Source organism: Pedobacter sp. N23S346 (assembly GCF_048515415.1).
Lineage (GTDB): Bacteria > Bacteroidota > Bacteroidia > Sphingobacteriales > Sphingobacteriaceae > Pedobacter.
This window is the reverse complement of record NZ_JBLYEE010000004.1, coordinates 93374-115970: the sequence shown is the minus strand read 5'-3', so window position 1 is coordinate 115970 and position 22597 is coordinate 93374. Positions and strand designations below refer to the sequence as shown.

Genomic DNA, 22597 nt, shown 5'->3' with positions numbered 1-22597 from the left:
AGCTACTGGTTCATCAATGATCATCCTATTTCATTTCAAAACATAACTAAATAGCTAATGAAAATTAATTTACTCAAACTCACTGGTATCTCTGCAATTGTTTTGTCGAGTTTCCCGGCGTTTTCGGCAGAATCTGACCGGAAAGATTTCGATGGTTTTCTCGAATTCGAATTTCCCTGGCACAAGGCAAGTGTGTGGAAAGTGATTACCGGAAAGGTAGTTGATGAAAAAAATCTTGGTGTTCCAGGCGTAGGGGTACAGAACATTACCACAGGCCAGGGTACTGTAACTGATGCCAATGGGCAGTTTAAAATTGATGCGAACGAAAATGAGGTGATCAGATTTACCTATCTCGGTTATCAAACGCAGAATGTAACTATCGCTGCGCAAACTACCTTAAATATTAAACTGGCCGTATCGGCAGATACTAAATTAGATGATGTGGTGGTAGTAGGTTATGGTACACGTAGCCAGAGAGAGTTAACTTCTGCCATTACCAAAGTGGATACTTCTCAATTCAGGCAGAGTGGTGCCAGAAACGCGCTTGATTTATTGCAAGGTAAAGTTGCGGGTTTACAGATTACCAGGAGTAGTTCTAACCCAAACTCTGGTGTAGCGATTCAGCTTCGAGGGGTAACTTCTATTTCAGGTACATCAAGCCCGTTAATTGTAATTGATGGTATTCCGGGTGGAAATTTAGACCTTTTGCAACAAGATGATATCGAATCTTTCTCCGTTCTTAAAGATGGGTCTGCAGCAGCCATTTATGGTACAAGAGCTAATGCAGGTGTAATTTTAGTCACCACGAAAAAGGGACGTAAAGGGCCTTCGCAATTCAATTATAATGGTTATGTGAAACATGAAACCTTATATGAGCGCCCTGATTTTATGAATGCTTCTCAGTTTAGAGAGAAAATTGCCAGCGGCCAATATAATGCTAAGGATTTCGGCGGTGATTTCAGTTATTTTGACGACATCATCAATAAAGATAATTTAACAAACTACCAGAATCTATCTGTTTCCGGAGGTGGCGATAAGTCTAATTACCGCGGTTCATTTACTTATAATAGATTGGATGGCTTTTCGAGGGAAAATAGCAGAGAGCAATATCAGTTCAGAATGAGTTTAACTCAAAAAGGCTTCAAAGATCGCGTAACCGCATCCTTCAATGTGGCTTCCAATATCAATAAAGCCAATTTATTAGGCGGTAGCGGCTGGGAAAATGTTTTAACTAAGAATCCAACGGAATCTTATTACAACCCTGACGGAAGTTATTTATTTACCAGGAACATTACCAATGAAGTTGCGCGTTTGGAACAGGAAACCAACAGAAGGTCGCAGCAAACGTATTCTGCTGATGGTAAAATTGATGTAGATATTTTAACGGGTTTGAAAGCTTCTGCATTTGTGGCTTACCAACGAAATCAGTTTGTAGATAATCAGTACCGTACGCTGGGTAGCCAGAATTCGGTAGAAAACGGAGATTCGCCAGGAGGAGGTTATGCTTACAAAGGCACTGAGTTAAACGAGAATTTCAACTTCGAACCTACAATAGAGTATAGCAAAACCATTAATGATAAACATCGCTTAACGGGGATGCTTGGGTATTCCTACCGTTATGAAGTTAACGAATCGTTTAGTGCGAATAACAGGGGTTATACCAACGATATTTTCGAAGAGAATAACTTAGGTAGCGTACCGATCGGGATCAATCGTGTAGGCTTAGGGAGTAATAAAAATGATAATACACTAATCGCATTATTTGGCCGGGTACATTATACTTATGATGGTAAGGTGAATTTTGAAGCAGTATTAAGAAGAGAAGGGTCTTCAAGATTTGGAGCCAACAACAAATGGGCAAGCTTTCCCGCAGTTTCTGCATCTTACGAGATTACGCGTGAGAAATTTATGGAAAATATGAAGTGGCTCAACTTCTTAAAAATCAGAGCAGGTTATGGTGAAACAGGTAACTCTGGTTTTGCAAATTATGCATCACTGGTTACCTTGAGTACAGGAAATCTTTATCCATTTCCTAATGGAGAATGGCTGCAAACCTATGGTCCATCACGTAACCCAAATCCTAATTTGAGATGGGAACGTAAACGTGAATATAACTTTGGTGTAGACTTTTCAATGCTTAACAATAAGTTAAGTGGTTCCATCGATTTGTTCAAACGTAATATTATTGATTTACTGGATACTTATACTTCGCCTCAGCCGCCTTTTGTTCAAAGTTCTATTTATACCAACGTTGGAACCATCTCTGCTAAAGGATTAGAATTGACATTGAGTTATCAGGCCATTAAGAAAGATAATTTTAGCTGGAACATCGATTTTGCAGGAAGTACTATCGATAATAAGCTAGATACTTATTCAAATGAGGTTTATAAAAGAGACATGAGAACATTTGGAGGTATTGGTGGGGCGGGAGATCTTGGCGATGCTTTCCGTACTTACGAAGGAAGGAATATCGGAGAATTCTGGGGTAAACGTTTCGCTGGTTTCACACCAGAGGGTAAATGGACATTTTTTAATAAAAACGGTGTAGCGGTGCCTAATGCACAAATTAATACCTCGCCTTTTCGTGATCAGACAGATTTAGCACTAATTGGAAATGCAATTCCTAAATACTACTTATCACTTGGTAATAAATTTACTTACAAGCAGTGGGACTTAAATATTTTCTTAAGAAGTAAACTTGACTTTGATGTACTGAATACTTTAGCCTTATCATATGGAAACAAATTTGGAACTCAAGGTAACTTACTAAATAGTGCATTTACCAAATATGCAGAGATTAATGATACCTATATGTATTCGGACTATTATCTGGAAAAAGGAAGTTTCTTAAAAGTTGACGAGGTAACGTTAGGTTACACCTTCAAATTTAATGATAAAGCATTCCGTAGCCTTAGAGTATATGCCGTTGGTCAGAATTTGGCATTATTAACAGGTTATAGTGGTAACGACCCAGATTTAATTCAGGATACCGGTCTTGGCCAGGAAATTAACGGACGTAGTCTTGGCATCGATACCAGGAGTCCTTATCCAACAACCAGGCAATTTGTTTTCGGTGTTAATTTTGGATTTTAATATTTAAAGAAAGATGAAAAATTTTAAAAAAATCATATTGTCTGCACTGATTACATTGCCAGTTTTATTTAATGGCTGTACCAAGTTAGATGAAAATGTCTATAGCTCATTAGTTACAGATAACTATTATAATAACAAAAATGAAGTTTTATCTGCTGTTTTGAGGCCATATACCCATGCAAATGCCTGGGCAACACCTTCTGGACAAGATAACTGGTGGAGACCATCAGAACTTTCTGGTGATCAGCTGGCCTGGCCAACTAAAGGCCGCCATGGTGAAGATGGCGGTAAGTGGAAACGTTTACACTATCATACCTGGCTGGTAGATGATGGGCCTTTAAACAATGCCTGGTCATTAATGTATGGTGGAATGGGCTTTTGTAATGATCCAATCGGAAACCTGGAGAAACGTTCCTTATCACAAATGGGGATTACCCAGGTTGAAAAAGATGCATTCATCGCTGAATTAAAATTATTCAGGGCTTATCACTACCTCAAACTAATGGATCTCTTTGGCAATATTCCTATTGTAACTGAGGTTGGTGTTCCTGCTAAGCCAGAAACCAAGCCACGTGCTGAGGTATTTGCATTTATAGAGAAAGAAATAAAAGATAATATTGATAAAGCACCAGTATTATCCAGAAGTATGGTGGGAAGAATGAGCAAGGCCGGTGGTTACGCCATGTTAGTAGAACTTTACCTAAATGCAGAAGTTTGGACGGGTACAGCCCGTTGGGATGATTGTATCGCCGCAGCAAACAAACTGATCAATAATGAAGGTGGCGGACAAAATGGTGCGATGGCGCTTGATCCGAACATTACCGATCAGTTCAAAACCACCAATGATTTATCAAAAGAGGTTATTTTTGCAATCGCTTATGAGTTTAGAATTGCAAATTCACAACCCTCATGGACTGGAGAATTCTTCCATTTTCAGCAAGATAGAATCTACGGGGGTTCCAGAAATGGAAATAACGGTATTATAATGGTTCCGGGAAATTATACCAAATACAATAATGACGATTTGAGAAAAAGTACCTGGTTACTGCAAGGTCCACAGGTTCGTTTTGACAACGGTCAGCCAGCGCTTGCCAGTGGAGGAAACGAATATAGTGGTCAGCAGATTGATTTTGTTGATGAAATTCGCCGTGCACGGGCAAATTCTACAGTATCGAATATGATCGAAGGTGAAGAAAACAGCGGTGTACGTTTTAACAAATATAAATTGGGAAACAATGTAGCCGGTATTGTAAATGGCAACCCAATTGGTATTGATTTAAATTATAATTGTACTGACTGGAATTTGTATCGCCTCACCTGGATTTACTTTGCAAAGGCCGAAGCCATTATGCGCAAAAATGGTGGTATTGCAAATGCAGAAGCTGTTCAGTTAATTAATGATTGTAAAAAACGGGCTTTTACAACTGCCACCTGGCCAGCAAACCAATACACAACTGCCAGTTTAACGCTTGATGAGCTCTTAAATGAAAGGGGTCGTGAGTTTGTTTTCGAAGGATTCAGACGTGATGACTTAATCCGATTTGGTAAATTCCATACTGCATCCTGGTGGGATCACGCGCCATCAGCACCATTCAGACAGTTATTTCCAATTCCTTTAATTCAACGAACTTTGAATGAAAATTTAGCCCAAAACCCGGGTTATTAACTAACATCAAGAGAAAGGCGCCTTATATGGCGCCTTTCTCATTTAACATTAAATAACATTTTTCCATTCACTATTTCCATCAATTTCAACGATTATGCATTATATTAGCCAAAATCAGGCTAGTTTTAGTTGGTTGGCCTGCAATTCACCCAGTAAAATATACCCTATAAATGAAAAGCCTCTCTATAAAAGATATTGCCGTTGCAGCTGGTGTATCAATCACCACAGTTTCTTTCATTATCAATGGTAAAGCCAGAGATAAATCGATTAGTGAAGCTGTAATTAAAAAAGTAGAAAAAATTATTGCAGAGAAAGGGTATAAACCAAATCAAATTGCCAGAAGTTTGAGAACTGGAAATTCAAACATCATCGGATTGATTATTGAAGATATTTCAAACTCATTCTTCTCCAGAATAGCCAGGTTAATTGAAGACAAGGCTTACAAAAAAGGGTATAAAATTATTTATTCCAGTACAGAAAACAATGTTGAAAAAGCGAAAGATCTGATCAACATGTTTAAATCGAGAAAGGTTGATGCTTATATTATCTCGCCAATTAAGGGTTTGGAAGAAGATATTCAACACCTCATTGCTGACAATAAACCAGTTATTCTGTTCGATAGAAACCTGCCGGATTTAGATACCAATTATGTAGGGGCAGATCACTTCAAAGCTACGTGCCAATCTGTAGAAAGTTTCATCAAGCAAGGAAAGAAGAAAATTTCACTGGTTACTATCGATATCGACGTGCAACAAATTACAGAGCGTTTAGCCGGTTACGAAAAAGCACTGGCTGATCACGGTATGGTTTACAATGAAAACCTGGTACTAAAGGTTCATTTTAACCAGGAGGAAAAAGAAACCATGGCGCAAATGGAGAAACTTTTCCAGTCGAAAGAAATAGATGCAGTACTCTTTGCCACAAATTATTTAGCCATAAGCGGACTCAAGGTATTAAAAAAAATGGGTAAACAAGTTGGAGATGACTTCAGTGTAATTGCCTATGATGATCACGAAGTTTTTGAGCTTCATACCCCAGGAATTTCTGCCGTGCAACAACCACTTGAGGAGATCGCCGAAAAGGTAATCCAGTTGATTCTAAGTCAGCTTTCCTCCAAAACAAAGCTCGATAATCAACACATCATACTCCCTGCCAAACTCATTCAAAGATAATTCTCAGTCGGTAATGTAAATGTTACGGCCAGGGATTGTAAATGTTTACTTTACTCTATAATATTGAAAAGGTAAAACGTTTTACGTAAATTTGATTTTTTAAGTCTTGAAATGTCGGTTCCAATTCGAATGCTAATCCGTAAATAAAGTTATAATCGTCGTTTTGGTATGCCGAATCGCTATAAATAAAAACTAACCAAATAATTATGAAAAATCTTTATACACTGGCAGTTTTAATGGTATACAGCATGTGTACCTTTGGACAAGACAAAGCGCCGGCCTATCCTTTAATCACCCACGACACTTATTTAAGCATCTGGTCTTTTGGTGATGGATTAAACCAATCTGCAACCAAACACTGGACCGGGAAGGAACATTCGCTCACTGGGATAATCAAGGTAGACAATCAGTTCTATCGTTTTTTGGGCGCCGATAGTAAAACCTATAAAACAATTCTGGCTGCAGCTGATGAAGTAAATTATCAAGCCAGTTATAGTATAAAAAAACCTGCTGAAGGATGGGAAAAGCTAAATTTCGACGAGGCCTCCTGGATGAAAGGGGAAGCCCCCTTTGGTGATGATCAACTTTCTAAAACCAAATGGACTACAGAGGAGATCTTTTACCGCAGAAAATTCTCTATCATTAAAAAGTCGACCACAAGAAAATATTTAAAGCTTAATCATGATGATAATGTAATGGTTTACCTCAATAACCAACTCATTTATCAAAAGGAAGGGTGGGTACATGAGTACATTTATATACCCATTCCAGAAGATGTTTTAAAAGCTGGCGAGAATATTTTAGCCATTGATTGTAAAAACACCGCTGGCGGTAGGTTCCTGGATGCCGGCATTGTAGAAGAAGTTCCTGCAGTTGGAAATGTGATCAACGCAACACAAACCAATGTAACGGTAGGTGCCACCAATATCGCTTACACTTTTAATGCGGGTGGTGTAAATCTTAATTTAACGTTTACCTCTCCTTTGCTTTTAAACGATGTGAACTTAACTGCCAGGCCAATTAGCTACATCACTTATGCAGTAAATTCTGCAGATGCAAAAGCGCATAAAGTTGATGTTTATTTTGGTGCCTCCTCAAATCTTGCTGTAAATACGCCAAACCAACCCGTTTCCGTTTGGAAAAGTACTAAAAATGATCTCTCCATTTTAAAAGCAGGAACAGTAGAGCAGCCTGTGCTGAAAAAGAAAAATGATGATCTCCGGATTGACTGGGGTTACCTGTACATTGCAGTGCCAGCTAAATTTAATGCCCTGCAGCTTATTGGGAAACAGGGCGATAACATCAACGCGTTCAAAACAGGAAAATATCTGCAGGAGCCACAGGCGATCAATGTTAAAACGCAGGATTTAGGTACTGTAATTCCGTTCGGAACAGTTACCTCAAAACCAGTAGAAAAATATATGATGTTGGGTTATGATGACTTGAAATCGATCGAATACTTTGGTGATCAATTATTGCCGATCTGGAGAAAATCTGCAACAGCTCATTTCGAAGATCAATTATCTGCAGCCAGCAAGGAATACTCCACACTTCAGGCTAAAACTAAAGCTTTTGATGCCAGGCTTCTTGCAGATGCTACAAAAGTTGGCGGTAAAGAATATGCAGATTTATGCAAACTTGCTTACCGACAAAGTATTGCTGCACATAAAATTGTTTATGCCCCAAATGGCGATTTACTCTTCCTATCAAAAGAAAATTTCAGCGGTGGTTTTATTAATACGGTTGATGTAACATATCCATCAGCGCCACAATACCTGCTTTACAACCCCGAACTGTTAAAAGGAATGTTGAATGGCATTTTCTACTATGCTGAAAGTGGGAAATGGAAAAAACCTTATCCTGCTCACGATATTGGTATTTACCCAATTGCTAACGGACAAATTTATGGAGAAGACATGCCGGTAGAAGAAGCGGGAAACATGCTTATTCTGGCCGCTGCCATTACCCGGGCAGATGGAAACACTGTATATGCCGCTAAACATTGGGAGGTGATGTCTATCTGGGCAGATTACCTGCTAAAGGAAGGCTTTGATCCGGCTAACCAGTTATGCACCGACGATTTTGCCGGACACCTCGCCAGAAATGCAAATTTATCTGTAAAAGCAATAGTTGGTTTGGGTGCTTATGCGCAAATGGCCGAATTATCAGGTAAAAAGGAGATAGCTACAAAATATAGAAATGCAGCTTTGGAAATGGCGAAAAACTGGCAGACACTTGCCGATGGCGGTGATCACTTCGCACTCACTTTTAATGATAAAAACACCTGGAGCCAGAAATATAACCTCGTTTGGGATAAGCTTTTGAAATTAGATCTCTTCCCGAAAGCGGTATACAAAAAGGAAATAGATTATTATTTAACTAAACAGAATGAATTCGGCTTGCCACTGGATAGCCGGAAGGATTATACCAAATCTGACTGGATTGTGTGGACTGCAACACTGGCAGACAACCAGGCAGATTTTGAAAAATTTATAGCTCCTGTTCATAAATTTGCCACAGAAACCACAAGCAAGGTTCCGTTAACAGACTGGCATGAAACCAAGACAGGAACGAAAGCGGGTTTCCAGGCGCGAAGTGTTGTTGGAGGTTATTTTATTAAGCTGCTGGCAGATCAGTGGAAAATTAAATAAGTATATATTAATCAAATTCAAATAATTAAGTCAATACAATGGTGGCGTAGATCTCCGTTATATTGAATCAAACAAATGAAAACAAATACTAATTAAAATCAGCTTTTTTATCTCAGATATTGAGATAATAACAGCCAGATCTTAGATAGAATAGCGTAAAATTAAAATAGAAATAAAGAATGGAAAAGCCTGTAGCATTGGGTGTAGATATTGGCGGCTCGCATATTACAGCCGCATTGGTAGATTTAGAAACAAGAACCCTGATTGATGATTCAATCAAACGTAGCCCTGTAAATTCGCGGGAGAGTAAAGAAGACATCTTATCTGCCTGGTGCAAGATCATCGATCAATCTTTTAACAACATCAAAAATGGGAATCGAAATATTGGCATTGCTATGCCTGGTCCGTTCGATTATGAAGAAGGTATTTCACTCATTAAAGATCAGGATAAATTTAAGACGCTTTACAAGGTCAATGTTAAAGAAGAATTGGCTAAACGATTGGAAATTCCCACGGAGAACATCCATTTTATAAATGATGCTGCTGGCTTTCTACAGGGCGAAGTTTTTGCAGGTGCCGCAAAAGGTAATTCAAATGTGTTAGGCTTAACATTAGGTACGGGATTAGGTTCTTCATTAAGCATTAAATTGAAAGCGATAGATGCTGATTTGTGGAATTCGCCTTTTTTGGATGGCATCGCTGAAGATTATCTTTCTACCCGATGGTTCGTTAAACGGTATAAACAACTCAGCGGAACGGAATTGGCTGGCGTAAAGGAACTGGTAGAAATTGTCGACACTGATCATTTGGCTACCAGGGTATTTATGGAGTTTGGTTATAACCTTGCCCAATTTTTGATTCCTGTAATTAACGAACATAAGATAGATACGGTAGTTATAGGCGGCAATATATCTCAGGCTTTTAATGCGTTCGCACCAGAACTAAATGCTACCTTAAAAGGTAATGATATTGATGCAAACATAAAAATATCGCAACTGAAAGAACATGCGACTTTAATTGGTGCTGCAAGCTGTTGTGATGTGAGTTTGATATAAGTGGTCAAGATTTTTGTAGCTCCTCCTTTTAGTATTCACTTGACTAAGTTTTATTAGTAATTCAAAATCTGACCGTTTTTTAAGAAACTGTCTAAATTTCGTGAATGAAGATCAACTTGCGAAGTTTTGGTGGCCTTTGTTGTAGGGAATACTTCGAAAGTTTTATGGTGCTGTCATCAAAACTTGCGAATTCTTCAACGCACAGGCTTTTTAAATTTCGTAAGTTGATAAACTATAATCTTTAGAGCGCTTCTAAGTATCAGATAACTTCAGGGGTTTATTTAAAAAATTATTTATTAAAATAAATATTATTGCTATTTTAGTGTTTTAAAACGTTTTAGTATATAAAATTGCTGATCAGGTTTTCTTTAAAATAAAGCCTTCCAGAATAGCAATTTATTTATTTGGCATTACTAATCAAGAACACTGAAAATAAACTTAAATGAGAAAAATATCCTTTTTAACTTCGTTAGCTTTTGTGGCCATCTTGCCTTTATCAAAGATTCAGGCTCAAGAAACCATTAAGAAAAATGGCTACACACTTTCGTTTGAAAGTAATTACGCTGCGCTTGATCCAAAGTTGAAGAAAAGATTGATCGAAACGTTCTTTGTAGTATATCCGAAACTTGCGAAAGAATACAATCCGGAAACCTTAAAATCGGTAAAGTTTTTGGTTGATACCGCTTATAAAGGTGTGGCTGCAACATCCGATGGAAAAGTAACTTACAGCTCCATTTGGATGGATAAACACCCTGAAGATATTGACGTGGTTACGCATGAAGTGATGCACATTGTTCAGGATTATGGCAGGAGCGTTGGTCCGGGCTGGTTAACAGAAGGAATTGCAGATTATGCCCGTTTTAAATTTGGCGTTGATAATGCGGGTGCGAAATGGATTTTGCCAGCTTTAAAACCAGAGCATAGCTATAAAAACAGTTACAGAATTACAGCGAGGTTTTTCGCCTGGATAGAAAAAAATGTGAAGTCGGGCGCAATAAAAACTGTTGACGCCTCACTAAGAGACCATACCTACCAACCAGAAATCTGGGTTAAATTAACCGGTAAAGATTTAGATGGACTTTGGGCAGATTACGTAAAAAATCCGGAGTTTTAATTTTTCAAACACACCAATAAAACCATAAGAATGAAAAAACTATTTATTGCTTTCCTCAGCTTCGCTGCCTCCGCCAGCTTTGCCCAAACGGTTGGCAAAATTACTGATCCCGTAGACTGGATTAATCCCCTAATGGGCACCCAATCTAAGCCAAGTTTATCAAACGGAAATACTTATCCTGCCATTGGTTTGCCCTGGGGGATGAACATGTGGACACCACAGACGGGTAAAATGGGTGATGGCTGGGCTTATACCTACGATGCCGATAAAATTCGTGGCTTTAAACAAACGCATCAGCCCTCTCCATGGATGAATGATTATGCTGCTTTCTCCATCATGCCGGTAACGGGCAAATTAAGGTTTGCAGAAGAGGAACGTGCAAGTTGGTTTAGCCATAAAGCAGAGGTTTCAAAACCTTATTATTACAGTGTTTATTTAGCAGATGCTGATGTAACAACAGAAATTACCCCAACAGAAAGAGCTGCACAATTTAGGTTTACTTTTCCTAAAACAGATAGTTCTTACGTGGTGGTAGATGCATTGAACAAAGGTTCGTACATCAAGATTATTCCGGCAGAGCGAAAAATTATTGGTTATACTACCAAATATGCCCGTGGCCCACTTCCTAAAAACTTTAAAAATTACTTCGTTATTTATTTCAACAAAGATTTTAAACTGGCGAAAACCTGGAGTGGAAACAAACTTAAAGATGATGAACTCGAATTAGAAAGCGATCACAGTGGTGCCATTATTGGTTTTAAAACCACAAAGGGAGAACAGGTTACTGCAAAGGTAGCTTCATCTTTTATCAGTTTCGAACAAGCCGATATCACCTTAAAAAGAGAATTGGCCAGCGATGGTTTTGATGCTACAAAGGCAAAAGGAAGAGCCATCTGGAACAAGGCACTAAATAAAATAGCAGTAGACGGTGGTTCTATCGATCAAACCCGCACTTTCTATTCTTGCTTATACCGTACCTTATTCTTCCCGAACAAATTGTATGAAGTAGATGCCAACAATAAAGTAGTGCACTGGAGTCCATATAATGGTCAAACTTTACCAGGCTACATGTTTGCCGGAACGGGTTTCTGGGATACCTTCCGCGCTTTATATCCATTCTTAAACCTGGTATATCCTGCTATTAATAAAGAAATGCAGGAAGGTTTAATTAATGATTACAAAGAAGGTGGCTGGTTGCCGGAGTGGAGTAGCCCTGGTTATGCAAACATTATGGTGGGTAACAACTCGGCATCGGTTGTTTCTGATGCCTACATTAAAGGTTTGCGCGGATATGATATTCAAACCCTGTGGGATGCTTTAAAACACGGTGCCGATAATGAAGGTCCGATTGATGCCGTTGGCCGTGATGGAGTGAAGTATTATAATGAATTGGGTTATGTGCCTTTTGATGTAAAGAAAAATGAAAATGCAGCAAAAACGTTGGAGTATTCTTATGATGACTTTACCATTTATCAATTAGGAAGAGCGTTGGGCAAACCGGCATCTGAAATTGATATTTATAAGAAAAGAGCAATGAATTATAAAAACCTTTTCGATCCGGCTTCTGGATTAATGAGAGGTAAAAATAAAGATGGCAGTTTCCAAACGCCGTTTAGTCCATTTAAATGGGGTGGTGCATTTACAGAAGGGAACAGTTGGCATTATACCTGGTCTGTATTTCAAGATGTGGATGGTTTAGCTAAATTAATGGGCGGTCATGATCGGTTTGTAACCAAACTGGATTCTGTTTTTTCTATGCCGCCTGTATTTGATGAAAGTGCTTATGGTGGTGTGATTCACGAAATCCGCGAAATGCAGATTGCAAACATGGGTCAGTATGCGCATGGAAACCAACCTATCCAACACATGATTTACCTTTATAATTATGGTGGTGCGCCTTACAAAACGCAATATTGGGTACGCGAAACGATGAATAGAATGTACAAACCAACACCAGATGGTTATTGTGGCGATGAAGATAACGGCCAAACATCAGCATGGTATGTTTTTTCTGCCATGGGATTTTACCCGGTAACGCCAGCGGTAGATCAGTATGTGCTGGGTGCGCCTTTGTTTAAGAAGGTGATTTTAACATTAGACAATGGCAAAACAGTAACCATTAATGCAGCTGCAAATAGCGATAGCAACCGTTATGTACAATCGTTGCAAATTAATGGTAAACCCTATTCAAAAAACTGGATCAGCCACAGCGGTTTACAAAAGGGGGCGGTGTTGAATTTCAACATGACAGCTACCCCAAACAAAACGAGAGGTGCTAACCCGGTTGATTTCCCTTATTCACTATCAACAGAAAAATAAAATATTGAGGGCAAAAAAGAAATGGGGATTCCACAATTGCAGAATCCCCATCATCTAAATTAACGCTCTCAATTATATAAACGTTATTAAAAGGAATTATTGCACATGTGCAATAATTCCTTTTGTTTTATGTTCTTTTGCTTCCGGCCCATATTCTTTAATTAACGTTTTAGGGTAAATAAAGAAACTGCACCAAGATTCAGTTATCTATTATACCAAGGGAAAAGGGAAAAGGGAAAAGGGATCAACCACGAACGAAAGACGAACAACGAAAAACGTTTAACAAAAACAACCACCGAAAAACGATCTGCACCCAGCAAAAATACCCATCCATTTTCTTAGTTTTACCTTATGGGAATCATTGATCAAAATCACCAGAATGCAGAGAAACTTGCTGCGGCAAAAGCAGCCGTTAAACTGGTTAAAAACGGAGATATTGTGGGATTAGGAACCGGAACTACCGCTACGTTTGCGATTAAAGAATTAGGTAAACTGGTTGCTGAAGGGCTGAACATCAAAGCTGTGGCGAGCTCCATCCGAACCGAAGAACTGGCAAAGTCGCTGGGCATTGAGATTCTGAACTTAGGAGAAATTTCTTCGGTAGATATCAGTATTGATGGTGCTGATGAATTTACCGAAGGTTTAGATTTAATAAAAGGTGGAGGCGGTGCATTGTTCCGCGAGAAAATTGTGGCTTCCATGAGTAAAAATGCCATTATTGTAACCGACGCCTCTAAAAAAGTTAAGAAATTAGGTTCATTTACTGTTCCTGTCGAGGTGATTCCCCTGGCTTATCAGTATGTTTTTGATCAGATCACTAAACTGAATGGTAAAGGGAAGAAAAGAACGACAGATCATCAAGACTACTTCACCGATAACGGAAACCTGATCATTGATGCAGATTTCGGTTTGATAGACGACCCTAAGGCACTGTCTAATGACTTAAACAAAATCGATGGCTTATTGGCGCATGGCTTATTTATTGATTTAACTGCCCAGGTGATTATGAGTGAGCAATCAGAAATAATTATTTTCAAGTAATTCACCGGGAAATTCATCGGCTAAAAAAAAATCTAAATATTTTAACCGACAAATTTATTTAACTCACCGACGAATTAAAGTTATTAAGGGGAAAGCCATTTTCCCGCCTTCATTTTCGTGATACATTTGAATATAAATCAAAACAATCATGGAAAATTTAACTAAAAACAATCACGACAATAAACAATTTGGCTTAGGTATTTTAATTGTAGTCATCGGTGCAGTATTCATGCTAAGAAATACAGGTTTGGATATTCCGAACTGGATCTTAAGCTGGCATACCGCTATGTTGGGTGTAGGTTTGTGGTTGGGTTATCGTAAAAATCTCGAAAGTGGCAGCTGGTTGGCGATTGCCATTATTGGTGGAATCTTTACCTTGAAAGATATTTCACTCTTCGATTTTGATCTATCAAGAATCAGTACCGCATTAATCCTCATCGGCCTTGGCTTATATATAATCTTAAAGCCTAAGAAAATTAAAACCTTCGATCAATTCGGTCAGCATTCAACTTCAAAAAAAGAAGGTATCAACTTTTAAAATTCACAACTCCATCATATAGATCAAAAGGGACATTTTAGCAATTGTCTCTTTTTTGGTTCTGATATTTTCGGTAAAATCCAGTAAAAAGAAACGGGGATTCCACCATTAAGGCAGTATCCCCGTCATCTAAATTAACGCTCTCACATACATAAACGCCCAGATTTCAAAATATTGTTCAGGATTGCATTTTTATTTTAAAGTTTTTTGAGAAAGGCTCTAAAGTCCCACTGGTTGGTGTCTCACCAACCAAATCTAAGGGCTTTTTAGTGATAGTCCTTTTTTGGTTCCAGTATCTTTGAAAACATAGTAAAAAAAGAACGGGGATTCCACCATTAAGGCAGTATCCCCGTCATCTAAATTAACGCTCTCACATACATAAACGCCGAGATTTCAAAATATTGTTCAGGATTGCGTTTTTATTTTAAAGTTTTTTGGGAAAAAGCCCTAAACTCCCAATGGTTGGTGACTCATCAGCCAGCTTTAATCTGTTAACTAATTGATTTACAGTTTCTATTTTTTCTGTTGGTGAGACACAACGTATAGATGGAAAAGTCAAAGTGTTAAAAAAAGTTAAAACTAAATGGCTAGTTGATATAAAAAACTTTCAGTGCCAAATATTATTAACTTTGGATATTGATCAAAAACTCCCATAAATAGATGAAAAGAAGTATTTTAATTATAGTCGCGTTATTATTTACCACGAGTGCATTTTCTCAAAATGTGATTCAGCTATTTAACAACGCTAATGATTTTTTTAAATTATTACAGGAAGAAAAGTTTGCAGATGCCCACGCCACTTTCGATGACACCTTAAAAACAAAGCTTACGGAAGATGCATTGAAGAAATTGTGGTTTGATATGGCAACCAAATTTGGAAAGCCAGAATCTTTCGATGCGATTCAAAGCAGGGCGCAAGGTGAATTTTTTGCTATAACAGTTGAAGGTAAGTTTAGTAATGGCAATCAGAATTTTATTGTTGGCTTTAATAAGGCACAAAAGATTGTAGGTATCTTCCTTGCACCCAGTAAAACTGCAACAGCATACCTGAAACCAAGTTATGCTGATACGAGTTTATTTATCGAGAAGTCTGTTTACATAGGTGCAGCAGGTAAGCAACTGGCTGCAATTATTACAACCCCTAAAAATGCTAAAAACTTCCCGGTGGTGGTTTTCGTGCATGGTTCAGGTCCAAGCGATATGGATGAAACAATAGGAGCGAACAAGCCCTTTAAAGATTTGGCAAGTGGTTTAGCCTCAAAAGGAATCGGATCGGTACGCTATGTTAAAAGAACGCTGGTATATCCTAATGAATTTTCAACTGTTTACACTGTAAAAGAAGAAGTTTTAGATGATGCAGCAGCGGCCATTGCAATGGCTAAAACTATTCCGGGTGCAGATGCAAAACAAGTATATGTTTTCGGCCATAGCCTGGGTGGAATGCTTGCTCCAAGAATGGTAAGTACAGCACCAGATTTGGCTGGGATTATTCTCGCAGCAACGCCAGCAAGAAAACTTACTGACATCATCATCGAGCAGAATCAATACATGTTCGATTTATCAAAAGACACAACCGCAGCGAATAAAACGCAGCTCAATGAAGCCATAAAAGAGATTAACAAAAGCAAAATCTCGCAACTGGGTACTACCATCAAGCCAGATTCAGTAATCCTGGGTATTCCGGCTAAATACTGGGCTGATTTAAATGCTTATAATCAGGTAACTACTGCTAAAGCTTTAAGTAAACAAAGAATATATGTGTTGCAGGGCGGAAACGATTTTCAGGTTTCTAAAACCGATTTTGACCTTTGGAACGTTGCTTTAGGTAAAAAGAAAAATGCCATGCTTAAATATTATCCTACACTTAATCACCTGCTAAGTGAGCAAACGGAAAAAGCCAGCACTGCACAATATCAGATACCAAAAAGTGTTTCTGAAGTGCTGGTAAATGATCTGGCTACCTGGATAAAAACCAAATAAGTACCACAACATAATGGAAGCCTTGATTAAATCAGGGCTTTTTTTATTACCTTTCATTTTTCATTAAGTAATAGCTTATTTTATATCTTTAATGAACAAAACTATTTAATGGTATCGCAATTTTCTGAAGCAGAGAGATATACATCGCTCGTAGAGGCATCGCCTATGCCAACCGCCTTATACGTTGGAGAAGATATGGTTGTAATGGCTGCAAACCAAGCTATGCTCGATCTTTGGGGCAAATCTGCATCAATCATTGGAACAAAACTAATGGAAGCTATTCCGGAGCTTGAAGGACAGCCTTTTTTTGGAATCCTGAGTCAGGTTTTTCAAAGTGGAGAAACCTATTATACAAAAGAATCTCCGGCCGATCTGGTGGTTAATGGTACCTTAGAAACCTTTTATTTTACTTTTACTTACAAGCCAATCAAAAATGATGCTGGGGAGGTTTTCGCCATTATCAATACTGCTGCGCAACTTACTGAACTGGTTAAGGCCAAAAAGCAGGTTGTTGAAACGCAGCAACGCTTATCTTTCACGCTCTTATCCGCTGAAATTGGTACCTGGGATCTAGATCTGATCAACTATGAGGTGAACTGGGATGCAAAATGCCGGGAACTTTTTGGCTTTCGTAAAGAAGGAGAGATCAGATATGAAGAAGTATTGTCTTGTATTCATCCCGAGGACGAAGAAATGGTGCGTAATGCAGTAGCCCGGGTCATTAATAATGATGGACACTATGATATAAAATACCGCACCATCAGTAAAGAAAATAAGCAGATCAGGTGGGTTCACTGTAAAGGGAAGGCTTATTTTTATGATGATAATATTGCCTATCGCTTTGCTGGCATCGTGCAGAACATCACCAACGAAGTTAAAGCCAGACAGCGGGAGCATCAGCTGTTAACATTGGTTAATAACAATGTAGATCACATGACGATTGCAGATCTAGATGGCAAGGTAATCTATATGAATGAAGCTTCCAGAAAACTGTTGGGCATTCCAATGGGTGCCGATGTCACTAAATTTAGTGCAAAAGATTTTTACACACCTGAAGAATTAGACCGTGTTCAAAACCGGATTATCAAAGAAATTGACGAAGTGAAGGGCTGGACAGGCCACATCAGCCTGCTTAATTATCAAACGAAGGAAACGATCCCCTGCATGGTCAGTTATTTGTTAATCAAAGATCTGGAAACCGGAGAGGTTATTGGTAGGGGTGCTACAGCCAGAGATTTGCGACCTGAAATTCGGGTGAAAGCAGAACTTCAGAAACTGGCCACAATTATTGATAGTAGTGAAGATTTTTGCAACTATTGCGACATTGATGGATATACACGGTACATTAATCCTTCCGGGATTGCGCTTATTGGCATAAAGGAAGATCGGATTCTGAATATGCACCTGTTCGATTACCATAGCGAATCGTCAAATGAAAAAATTAAAAATGAAATATTTCCTAAGCTGTTTGCTGATGGCAAATGGTCTGGAGAATTGGAATTACTACACCAGGTAACAAGAGAAATCATCCCGATTCATAAGCAATTTTATATGATCAGGGAAGAGTTTACCAATACACCGGTAGCTATTGCCGCCATAGCAAGAGACTTAAGGCCGGAATTAAATATCAGGAAAATTCTGGCAGATAAAAATGCAGCTTTACAAAATGTTGTTGAAGAGTTGGAGTTTTTAGCCAATAGCGTGCCTCCCGTGGTTTGGTCGAGTAAGCCAGACGGAAATTTAGATTACATCAATAAAAGATGGTTTGATCAAACGGGTAAAAATGATGAGGAAACACTCGGTAGCCGATGGGTAGAAAACGTTCATCCAGACGATATTCCAAACGTAGTTAAAATTTGGAATGCCTCGCTAAAGAGTGGCAATCCGTACGAGACTGAATTCCGTTGCCTGGATAAATTTGGAACATACCGCTGGCACTTGGTTAGGGCTATTCCATTAAAAAATCCGGAAGGAAATATTATAAAATGGTATGGTACCAATACTGATGTGCATGATCAAAAGGAACTGGAAAAGCAGAAGGATAATTTTCTGGGGATTGCAAGCCATGAATTAAAAACGCCCGTAACCAGCCTCAAGGCCTATGCGCAGGTGATGGAATCGATGTTTAAACGTTCTGGCGATTTTAAAAATGCTGATCTTCTTGGCAAAATGAATAAACAGATAGACCGTTTAACCAATCTGATCAGCGACTTGCTCGATGTAACCAAAATTAACTCAGGAAGGATGCAGTTTAATGAAACAGCATTTGATTTTAATGAAATGGTTGAGGAAGTGATTGAAGATGTTCAGCGGACATCATTCAAACACATCATTCATCCTGATTTAGGCTTTAAACGAAATATTGTAGGCGACCGGGATCGCATCTGCCAGGTGATCACCAACCTGTTAACCAATGCTGTTAAATATTCTCCGGATGCAAATGAAGTGGTAATTTATACGGCTGATCATCAGGATAGCGTTCAGGTTTCGGTGAGAGATTACGGTATCGGCATCAGCGCCGAATTAAAAGACCATGTTTTTGAGCAATTTTACCGGGTAAGTGGTCAAAAGGAACACACCTTTCCCGGCTTAGGTTTAGGGTTATACATTTCTTCAGAAATTGTAAAAAGATTAGGTGGAAAAATTTGGGTAGATTCTGTGGAAGGCGAAGGTTCTACGTTCTGTTTTTCTATCCCTGTAAATGTTTGAACGGATGTGAATTTCTGTGTTCATTCCTATAAAATTTAAACAATTTTGTCTGTAATAGGTTAGTGATAGGTATATATTCATCCTATCCGATACTTATGGCAAAGACTAAAATCACTTTAAAAGGAATATGGAGCGTGCTAAAAGCGGCTATTACTGGCTTTGGCGATCATAAAGTGACCAAGTTAAGTGGCTCGCTCGCGTACTACACGGTGTTTTCAATGGCGCCGTTGCTGGTTGTAGTTATTTCTTTGTGCGGGATATTTTTAGGGAGAGAAATAGCAGAAGGACAGGTGTATGATCAGCTGGAAGGGTTTCTGGGGCGTGAGTCTGCTACATCTTTGCAAGCCCTTATCAAAAATGCTTACCTCGATGGTAAAAGTACTTTTGCGCTAATTATTGGAATTATCACTTTACTAATTGGTTCAACGACTATTTTTGGTGATATTCAGGATTCCATTAACACCATTTGGGGAATTAAGCCTAAGCCCAAAAGAGGCTGGGTAAAAATGCTTCAAAATCGTTTTTTATCTTTTTCAGTAATCATTAGCTTAGGATTCGTTTTATTAGTTTCTTTAGGTGTTACCTGGCTTTTAGATCTATTTAGTAGTAGGTTGCAGGCACGTTTTGCGGATGTATCTTACTATGTTTTTTATGTAATTAATCAGGTGGTTACACTGGCTGTGATCTCTTTAATTTTTGGAGTAATATTTAAAGTATTGCCTGATGCCATTATCAAATGGAAGGATGTGATTGCTGGTGCAGTAGTTACAGCCATCCTGTTTATGATCGGTAAATTTGGAATTTCACTTTATATTGGGCAGAGCAATGTTGGCGGAACTTATGGTGCAACCGGTTCGTTGGTTGTGGTGTTACTATGGACTTATTACTCTTCGATTATCCTGTATTTCGGTGCAGAATTTACTAAGGCTTATGCCATTGCTTATGGATCAGAAATCTACCCTTCACATTATGCCGTGACTACGAAAGAAGTTGAGGTAGAGACAGGTAGAGGTTCAATTCAGGATAACCACCCGGAATTGGTAGAAGAAGTAAAGCAGCATGCGGAGGATAAGTAATAAATTGGTTATCTGCAAAATGCGATTACTCTAATACTTGAGGTAGATATTTATTTCATTTTATGCCCCGATCTGCGACTATTGAACACAAAACGAAGTGCCGTTTTTATGATGTGTGTAGGATGGTGTAAAAGGCCCATAGCTGGATTGACAAAGCGCTTTGGGTACTTTGGCGCTCTAAAATGCGCAGCATTCTTGAACACCTCTAAAAACAATATTAACTGTGAAAAATTACCATGCCTCCGCGGCAGAGAGCGGATAAAAAATCTTTATAAATTAATGTTGTCCACACTATAGTCCAAAGGAGAGATACCCAAAGAGCGAGGTGGTTTTAAACAAAATGCTCTACTAAATATTATGCTAATGCTCATTATTAATTGAATTCATGTCATAGAGTTTAAGTAGGAGTCTAACTAAAATAATCTCGGGTATTATTATGATTTACTCACCCCAAGCAGTGATCAACAATTGTCTGGAGCCACCATAATTCCGGTGTTCACACAAGTAAATGCCTTGCCAGGTACCCAAAGCAAGTCTTCCGTTCCTGATTGGAATGGTAACAGAACTGCCTAGTAGCGCAGCTTTTAAATGTGCAGGCATATCATCAGATCCTTCATAATCATGCCTATAGTCGGGATCATTTTCTCTGACAGTTTTATTGAAGAACATTTCGAAATCTACCCGAACGGTTGGGTCTGCATTTTCATTTATGGTTAATGAAGCCGATGTATGCTGAATAAATACCTGGCAGATTCCGATTTTGATTTCGCCGATTTCTGGTAAAGCATTTTCCACCTCGTTAGTTATAATGTGGAATCCACGTCTTCGTTCCCTTAATGATAGTGCTTGCTGAAATATCTTCATTTTCAAATTTACTTAACAATCCATCCAACCTGCGAATTTTCATCACTGATTAACTGGTAATTGTTAAAATTACCCAGTAGGCTCACCGTTTGTCCTGCCTTTAAATTAATTTTAACTGCGGCTAAACTATCTGGTTGATCATATACTTTTTCTTGCGTTAACCTGATCTTTAATTTTCGAAGTGGTTTTGCAACTTGCACCAGTTCTCTGCTGTTAATGAAGCCAATGTTTCCATCAGGTAATTCTCCTTTATAATAATTTCCGGTTGCTGAATTTATATTGATGATCGTTCCTGGAGTTAATGTGACCACTATTGCAGCTTCATTTTGCGGCGAACCGTATAAGTTTACTTTCGATGAGGTTCTTAAAGTTTTATTCAAATTACTGATAGCCGCATTGATATTGGCTGGCGTTTTGGTAACCGGATCAATATAGGGTAGGGGATTTACGGCTCTACCAGAAGCATAAATTCCGAAATGCAAATGAGTAGCAGTGGTTTTGGCATTTCCGGTATTGCCCATCAAACCTACGGTATCACCAATTTTTACATCCTGACCTTCTGTTGCAATTTGTTCATCAAGATGGGCATAATATAAAGTATAGTCTTTTCCTGTAGGTCTAAGCCAAACTACTTTTCCGCCGAGGTTATTTTCATTTACGCGGGTAATGGTTCCGGCGGCACTGGCTACAACCGGACTTCTACGAGGGCCAAAAATATCAACACCTTCATGTTTCCTTGCATTATTATCCCGTCCATCGCCCCAAAAACTACCAATACTTTTGCTTTTTGATTGCGTTGGGAAAGCCAGTGAAGGTCCGGTAGTAATTTCCAGTGTATATTCTACATTTTGCAGCAATTCTGGTTGCAGTCTGATTAAATAGTTTCCGGTATCATCAGTTTCGTACTGGATTGGGTTGTTCAAGGTATCTGCTGATGCGATTCGCTTTGGATGATTAACATCGGCTAAATGCCATAGATCCATATAAATTACAGATCCGGTTGGTTTCTTGCTCAAACTAATGGTGATTTTTTGACCCTTAGTAGCCGGGAACTGATAAGCCGCCGCCGGAATTTTACCTGCATCGAAATAGCCCGTTTCTTTGTAAGGTAAATTAATTTTTAATGCCTTTTTAATACTTGATTCTGCTACATTTATCCAAGCCAAACCCATCGCCGTTTTATCTAAACCAGCTGTTTCCAACTTTCGTTTATATTGTTCGTGTGGAGTGGCAGCTTTAAATAGATTTACAGAGCCAGTTTTACAGGAAAGAAAAGCAATTGATGTAATTAAGAAAATAAAAAACAGTCTCTTCATCAA

14 protein-coding genes are annotated in these 22597 nt (G+C 38.6%); 12 read left to right on the top strand and 2 right to left on the bottom strand.

Annotated features, from left to right (window positions below; translation table 11 throughout):
- Nucleotides 1-57 precede the first annotated feature (57 nt).
- From ACN1CD_RS09390 to ACN1CD_RS09335, 12 genes are all read left to right on the top strand, one after another.
- Complete coding sequence (locus ACN1CD_RS09390; RefSeq protein WP_419130134.1) at nucleotides 58-3093, top strand: SusC/RagA family TonB-linked outer membrane protein; 3036 nt, start codon at nucleotides 58-60, stop codon at nucleotides 3091-3093.
- 13 nt (nucleotides 3094-3106) lie between these two features.
- A complete protein-coding gene (locus ACN1CD_RS09385; protein WP_419130133.1) occupies nucleotides 3107-4759 on the top strand; it encodes a RagB/SusD family nutrient uptake outer membrane protein in 1653 nt (550 codons plus the stop codon).
- A 170-nt stretch (nucleotides 4760-4929) separates the two neighbouring features.
- Nucleotides 4930-5931, top strand: coding sequence for a LacI family DNA-binding transcriptional regulator (locus tag ACN1CD_RS09380; RefSeq protein ID WP_419130132.1), 1002 nt, complete (start codon nucleotides 4930-4932; stop codon nucleotides 5929-5931).
- 206 nt (nucleotides 5932-6137) lie between these two features.
- On the top strand, nucleotides 6138-8582 hold the full coding sequence (locus ACN1CD_RS09375; protein WP_419130131.1) for a glutaminase domain-containing protein: 2445 nt from the start codon (nucleotides 6138-6140) through the stop codon (nucleotides 8580-8582).
- A gap of 179 nt (nucleotides 8583-8761) precedes the next feature.
- Nucleotides 8762-9637, top strand: a complete 876-nt coding sequence (locus ACN1CD_RS09370; protein WP_419130130.1) for an ROK family protein — start codon at nucleotides 8762-8764, stop codon at nucleotides 9635-9637.
- A 442-nt stretch (nucleotides 9638-10079) separates the two neighbouring features.
- Nucleotides 10080-10751, top strand: coding sequence for a basic secretory protein-like protein (locus tag ACN1CD_RS09365; protein WP_419130129.1), 672 nt, complete (start codon nucleotides 10080-10082; stop codon nucleotides 10749-10751).
- A gap of 30 nt (nucleotides 10752-10781) precedes the next feature.
- The gene (locus ACN1CD_RS09360) at nucleotides 10782-13070 is read left to right on the top strand and encodes a GH92 family glycosyl hydrolase (protein WP_419130128.1); all 2289 of its coding nucleotides are present in this window, start codon (nucleotides 10782-10784) and stop codon (nucleotides 13068-13070) included.
- A 351-nt stretch (nucleotides 13071-13421) separates the two neighbouring features.
- Nucleotides 13422-14111, top strand: a complete 690-nt coding sequence (rpiA, locus tag ACN1CD_RS09355) for a ribose-5-phosphate isomerase RpiA (RefSeq protein WP_419130127.1) — start codon at nucleotides 13422-13424, stop codon at nucleotides 14109-14111.
- Between the two features lie 148 nt (nucleotides 14112-14259).
- Entirely contained in the window at nucleotides 14260-14649 is a 390-nt protein-coding gene (locus ACN1CD_RS09350; protein ID WP_419130126.1) for a LiaF transmembrane domain-containing protein, read from the top strand.
- 660 nt (nucleotides 14650-15309) lie between these two features.
- A complete protein-coding gene (locus tag ACN1CD_RS09345; RefSeq protein WP_419130125.1) occupies nucleotides 15310-16629 on the top strand; it encodes a DUF3887 domain-containing protein in 1320 nt (439 codons plus the stop codon).
- Nucleotides 16630-16737: 108 nt separating this feature from the next.
- The gene (locus ACN1CD_RS09340) at nucleotides 16738-19338 is read left to right on the top strand and encodes a PAS domain-containing sensor histidine kinase (protein ID WP_419130124.1); all 2601 of its coding nucleotides are present in this window, start codon (nucleotides 16738-16740) and stop codon (nucleotides 19336-19338) included.
- Nucleotides 19339-19433: 95 nt separating this feature from the next.
- Nucleotides 19434-20414, top strand: coding sequence for a YihY/virulence factor BrkB family protein (locus tag ACN1CD_RS09335; RefSeq protein WP_419130123.1), 981 nt, complete (start codon nucleotides 19434-19436; stop codon nucleotides 20412-20414).
- A gap of 441 nt (nucleotides 20415-20855) precedes the next feature.
- Here the strand turns inward: ACN1CD_RS09335 and ACN1CD_RS09330 are convergent, their stop codons facing one another.
- Together ACN1CD_RS09330 and ACN1CD_RS09325 are read right to left on the bottom strand one after the other, a co-directional pair.
- Nucleotides 20856-21278, bottom strand: a complete 423-nt coding sequence (locus ACN1CD_RS09330; RefSeq protein ID WP_419130122.1) for a secondary thiamine-phosphate synthase enzyme YjbQ — start codon at nucleotides 21276-21278, stop codon at nucleotides 20856-20858.
- A gap of 8 nt (nucleotides 21279-21286) precedes the next feature.
- Complete coding sequence (locus tag ACN1CD_RS09325) at nucleotides 21287-22594, bottom strand: peptidoglycan DD-metalloendopeptidase family protein (protein ID WP_419130121.1); 1308 nt, start codon at nucleotides 22592-22594, stop codon at nucleotides 21287-21289.
- Between the last annotated feature and the right edge of the window lie 3 nt (nucleotides 22595-22597).

What these genes read in the sequence shown, in the direction of transcription:
- ACN1CD_RS09345 (WP_419130125.1), top strand. Translation starts at nt 15,310, where the DNA reads ATGAAAAGAAGTATTTTAATTATAGTCGCGTTATTATTTACCACGAGT.
- ACN1CD_RS09375 (WP_419130131.1), top strand. Translation starts at nt 6,138, where the DNA reads ATGAAAAATCTTTATACACTGGCAGTTTTAATGGTATACAGCATGTGT.
- ACN1CD_RS09365 (WP_419130129.1), top strand. Translation starts at nt 10,080, where the DNA reads ATGAGAAAAATATCCTTTTTAACTTCGTTAGCTTTTGTGGCCATCTTG.
- ACN1CD_RS09340 (WP_419130124.1), top strand. Translation starts at nt 16,738, where the DNA reads ATGGTATCGCAATTTTCTGAAGCAGAGAGATATACATCGCTCGTAGAG.
- ACN1CD_RS09390 (WP_419130134.1), top strand. Translation starts at nt 58, where the DNA reads ATGAAAATTAATTTACTCAAACTCACTGGTATCTCTGCAATTGTTTTG.
- ACN1CD_RS09385 (WP_419130133.1), top strand. Translation starts at nt 3,107, where the DNA reads ATGAAAAATTTTAAAAAAATCATATTGTCTGCACTGATTACATTGCCA.
- ACN1CD_RS09325 (WP_419130121.1), bottom strand. Translation starts at nt 22,594, where the DNA reads ATGAAGAGACTGTTTTTTATTTTCTTAATTACATCAATTGCTTTTCTT.
- rpiA (WP_419130127.1), top strand. Translation starts at nt 13,422, where the DNA reads ATGGGAATCATTGATCAAAATCACCAGAATGCAGAGAAACTTGCTGCG.
- ACN1CD_RS09380 (WP_419130132.1), top strand. Translation starts at nt 4,930, where the DNA reads ATGAAAAGCCTCTCTATAAAAGATATTGCCGTTGCAGCTGGTGTATCA.
- ACN1CD_RS09330 (WP_419130122.1), bottom strand. Translation starts at nt 21,278, where the DNA reads ATGAAGATATTTCAGCAAGCACTATCATTAAGGGAACGAAGACGTGGA.
- ACN1CD_RS09335 (WP_419130123.1), top strand. Translation starts at nt 19,434, where the DNA reads ATGGCAAAGACTAAAATCACTTTAAAAGGAATATGGAGCGTGCTAAAA.
- ACN1CD_RS09360 (WP_419130128.1), top strand. Translation starts at nt 10,782, where the DNA reads ATGAAAAAACTATTTATTGCTTTCCTCAGCTTCGCTGCCTCCGCCAGC.
- ACN1CD_RS09370 (WP_419130130.1), top strand. Translation starts at nt 8,762, where the DNA reads ATGGAAAAGCCTGTAGCATTGGGTGTAGATATTGGCGGCTCGCATATT.
- ACN1CD_RS09350 (WP_419130126.1), top strand. Translation starts at nt 14,260, where the DNA reads ATGGAAAATTTAACTAAAAACAATCACGACAATAAACAATTTGGCTTA.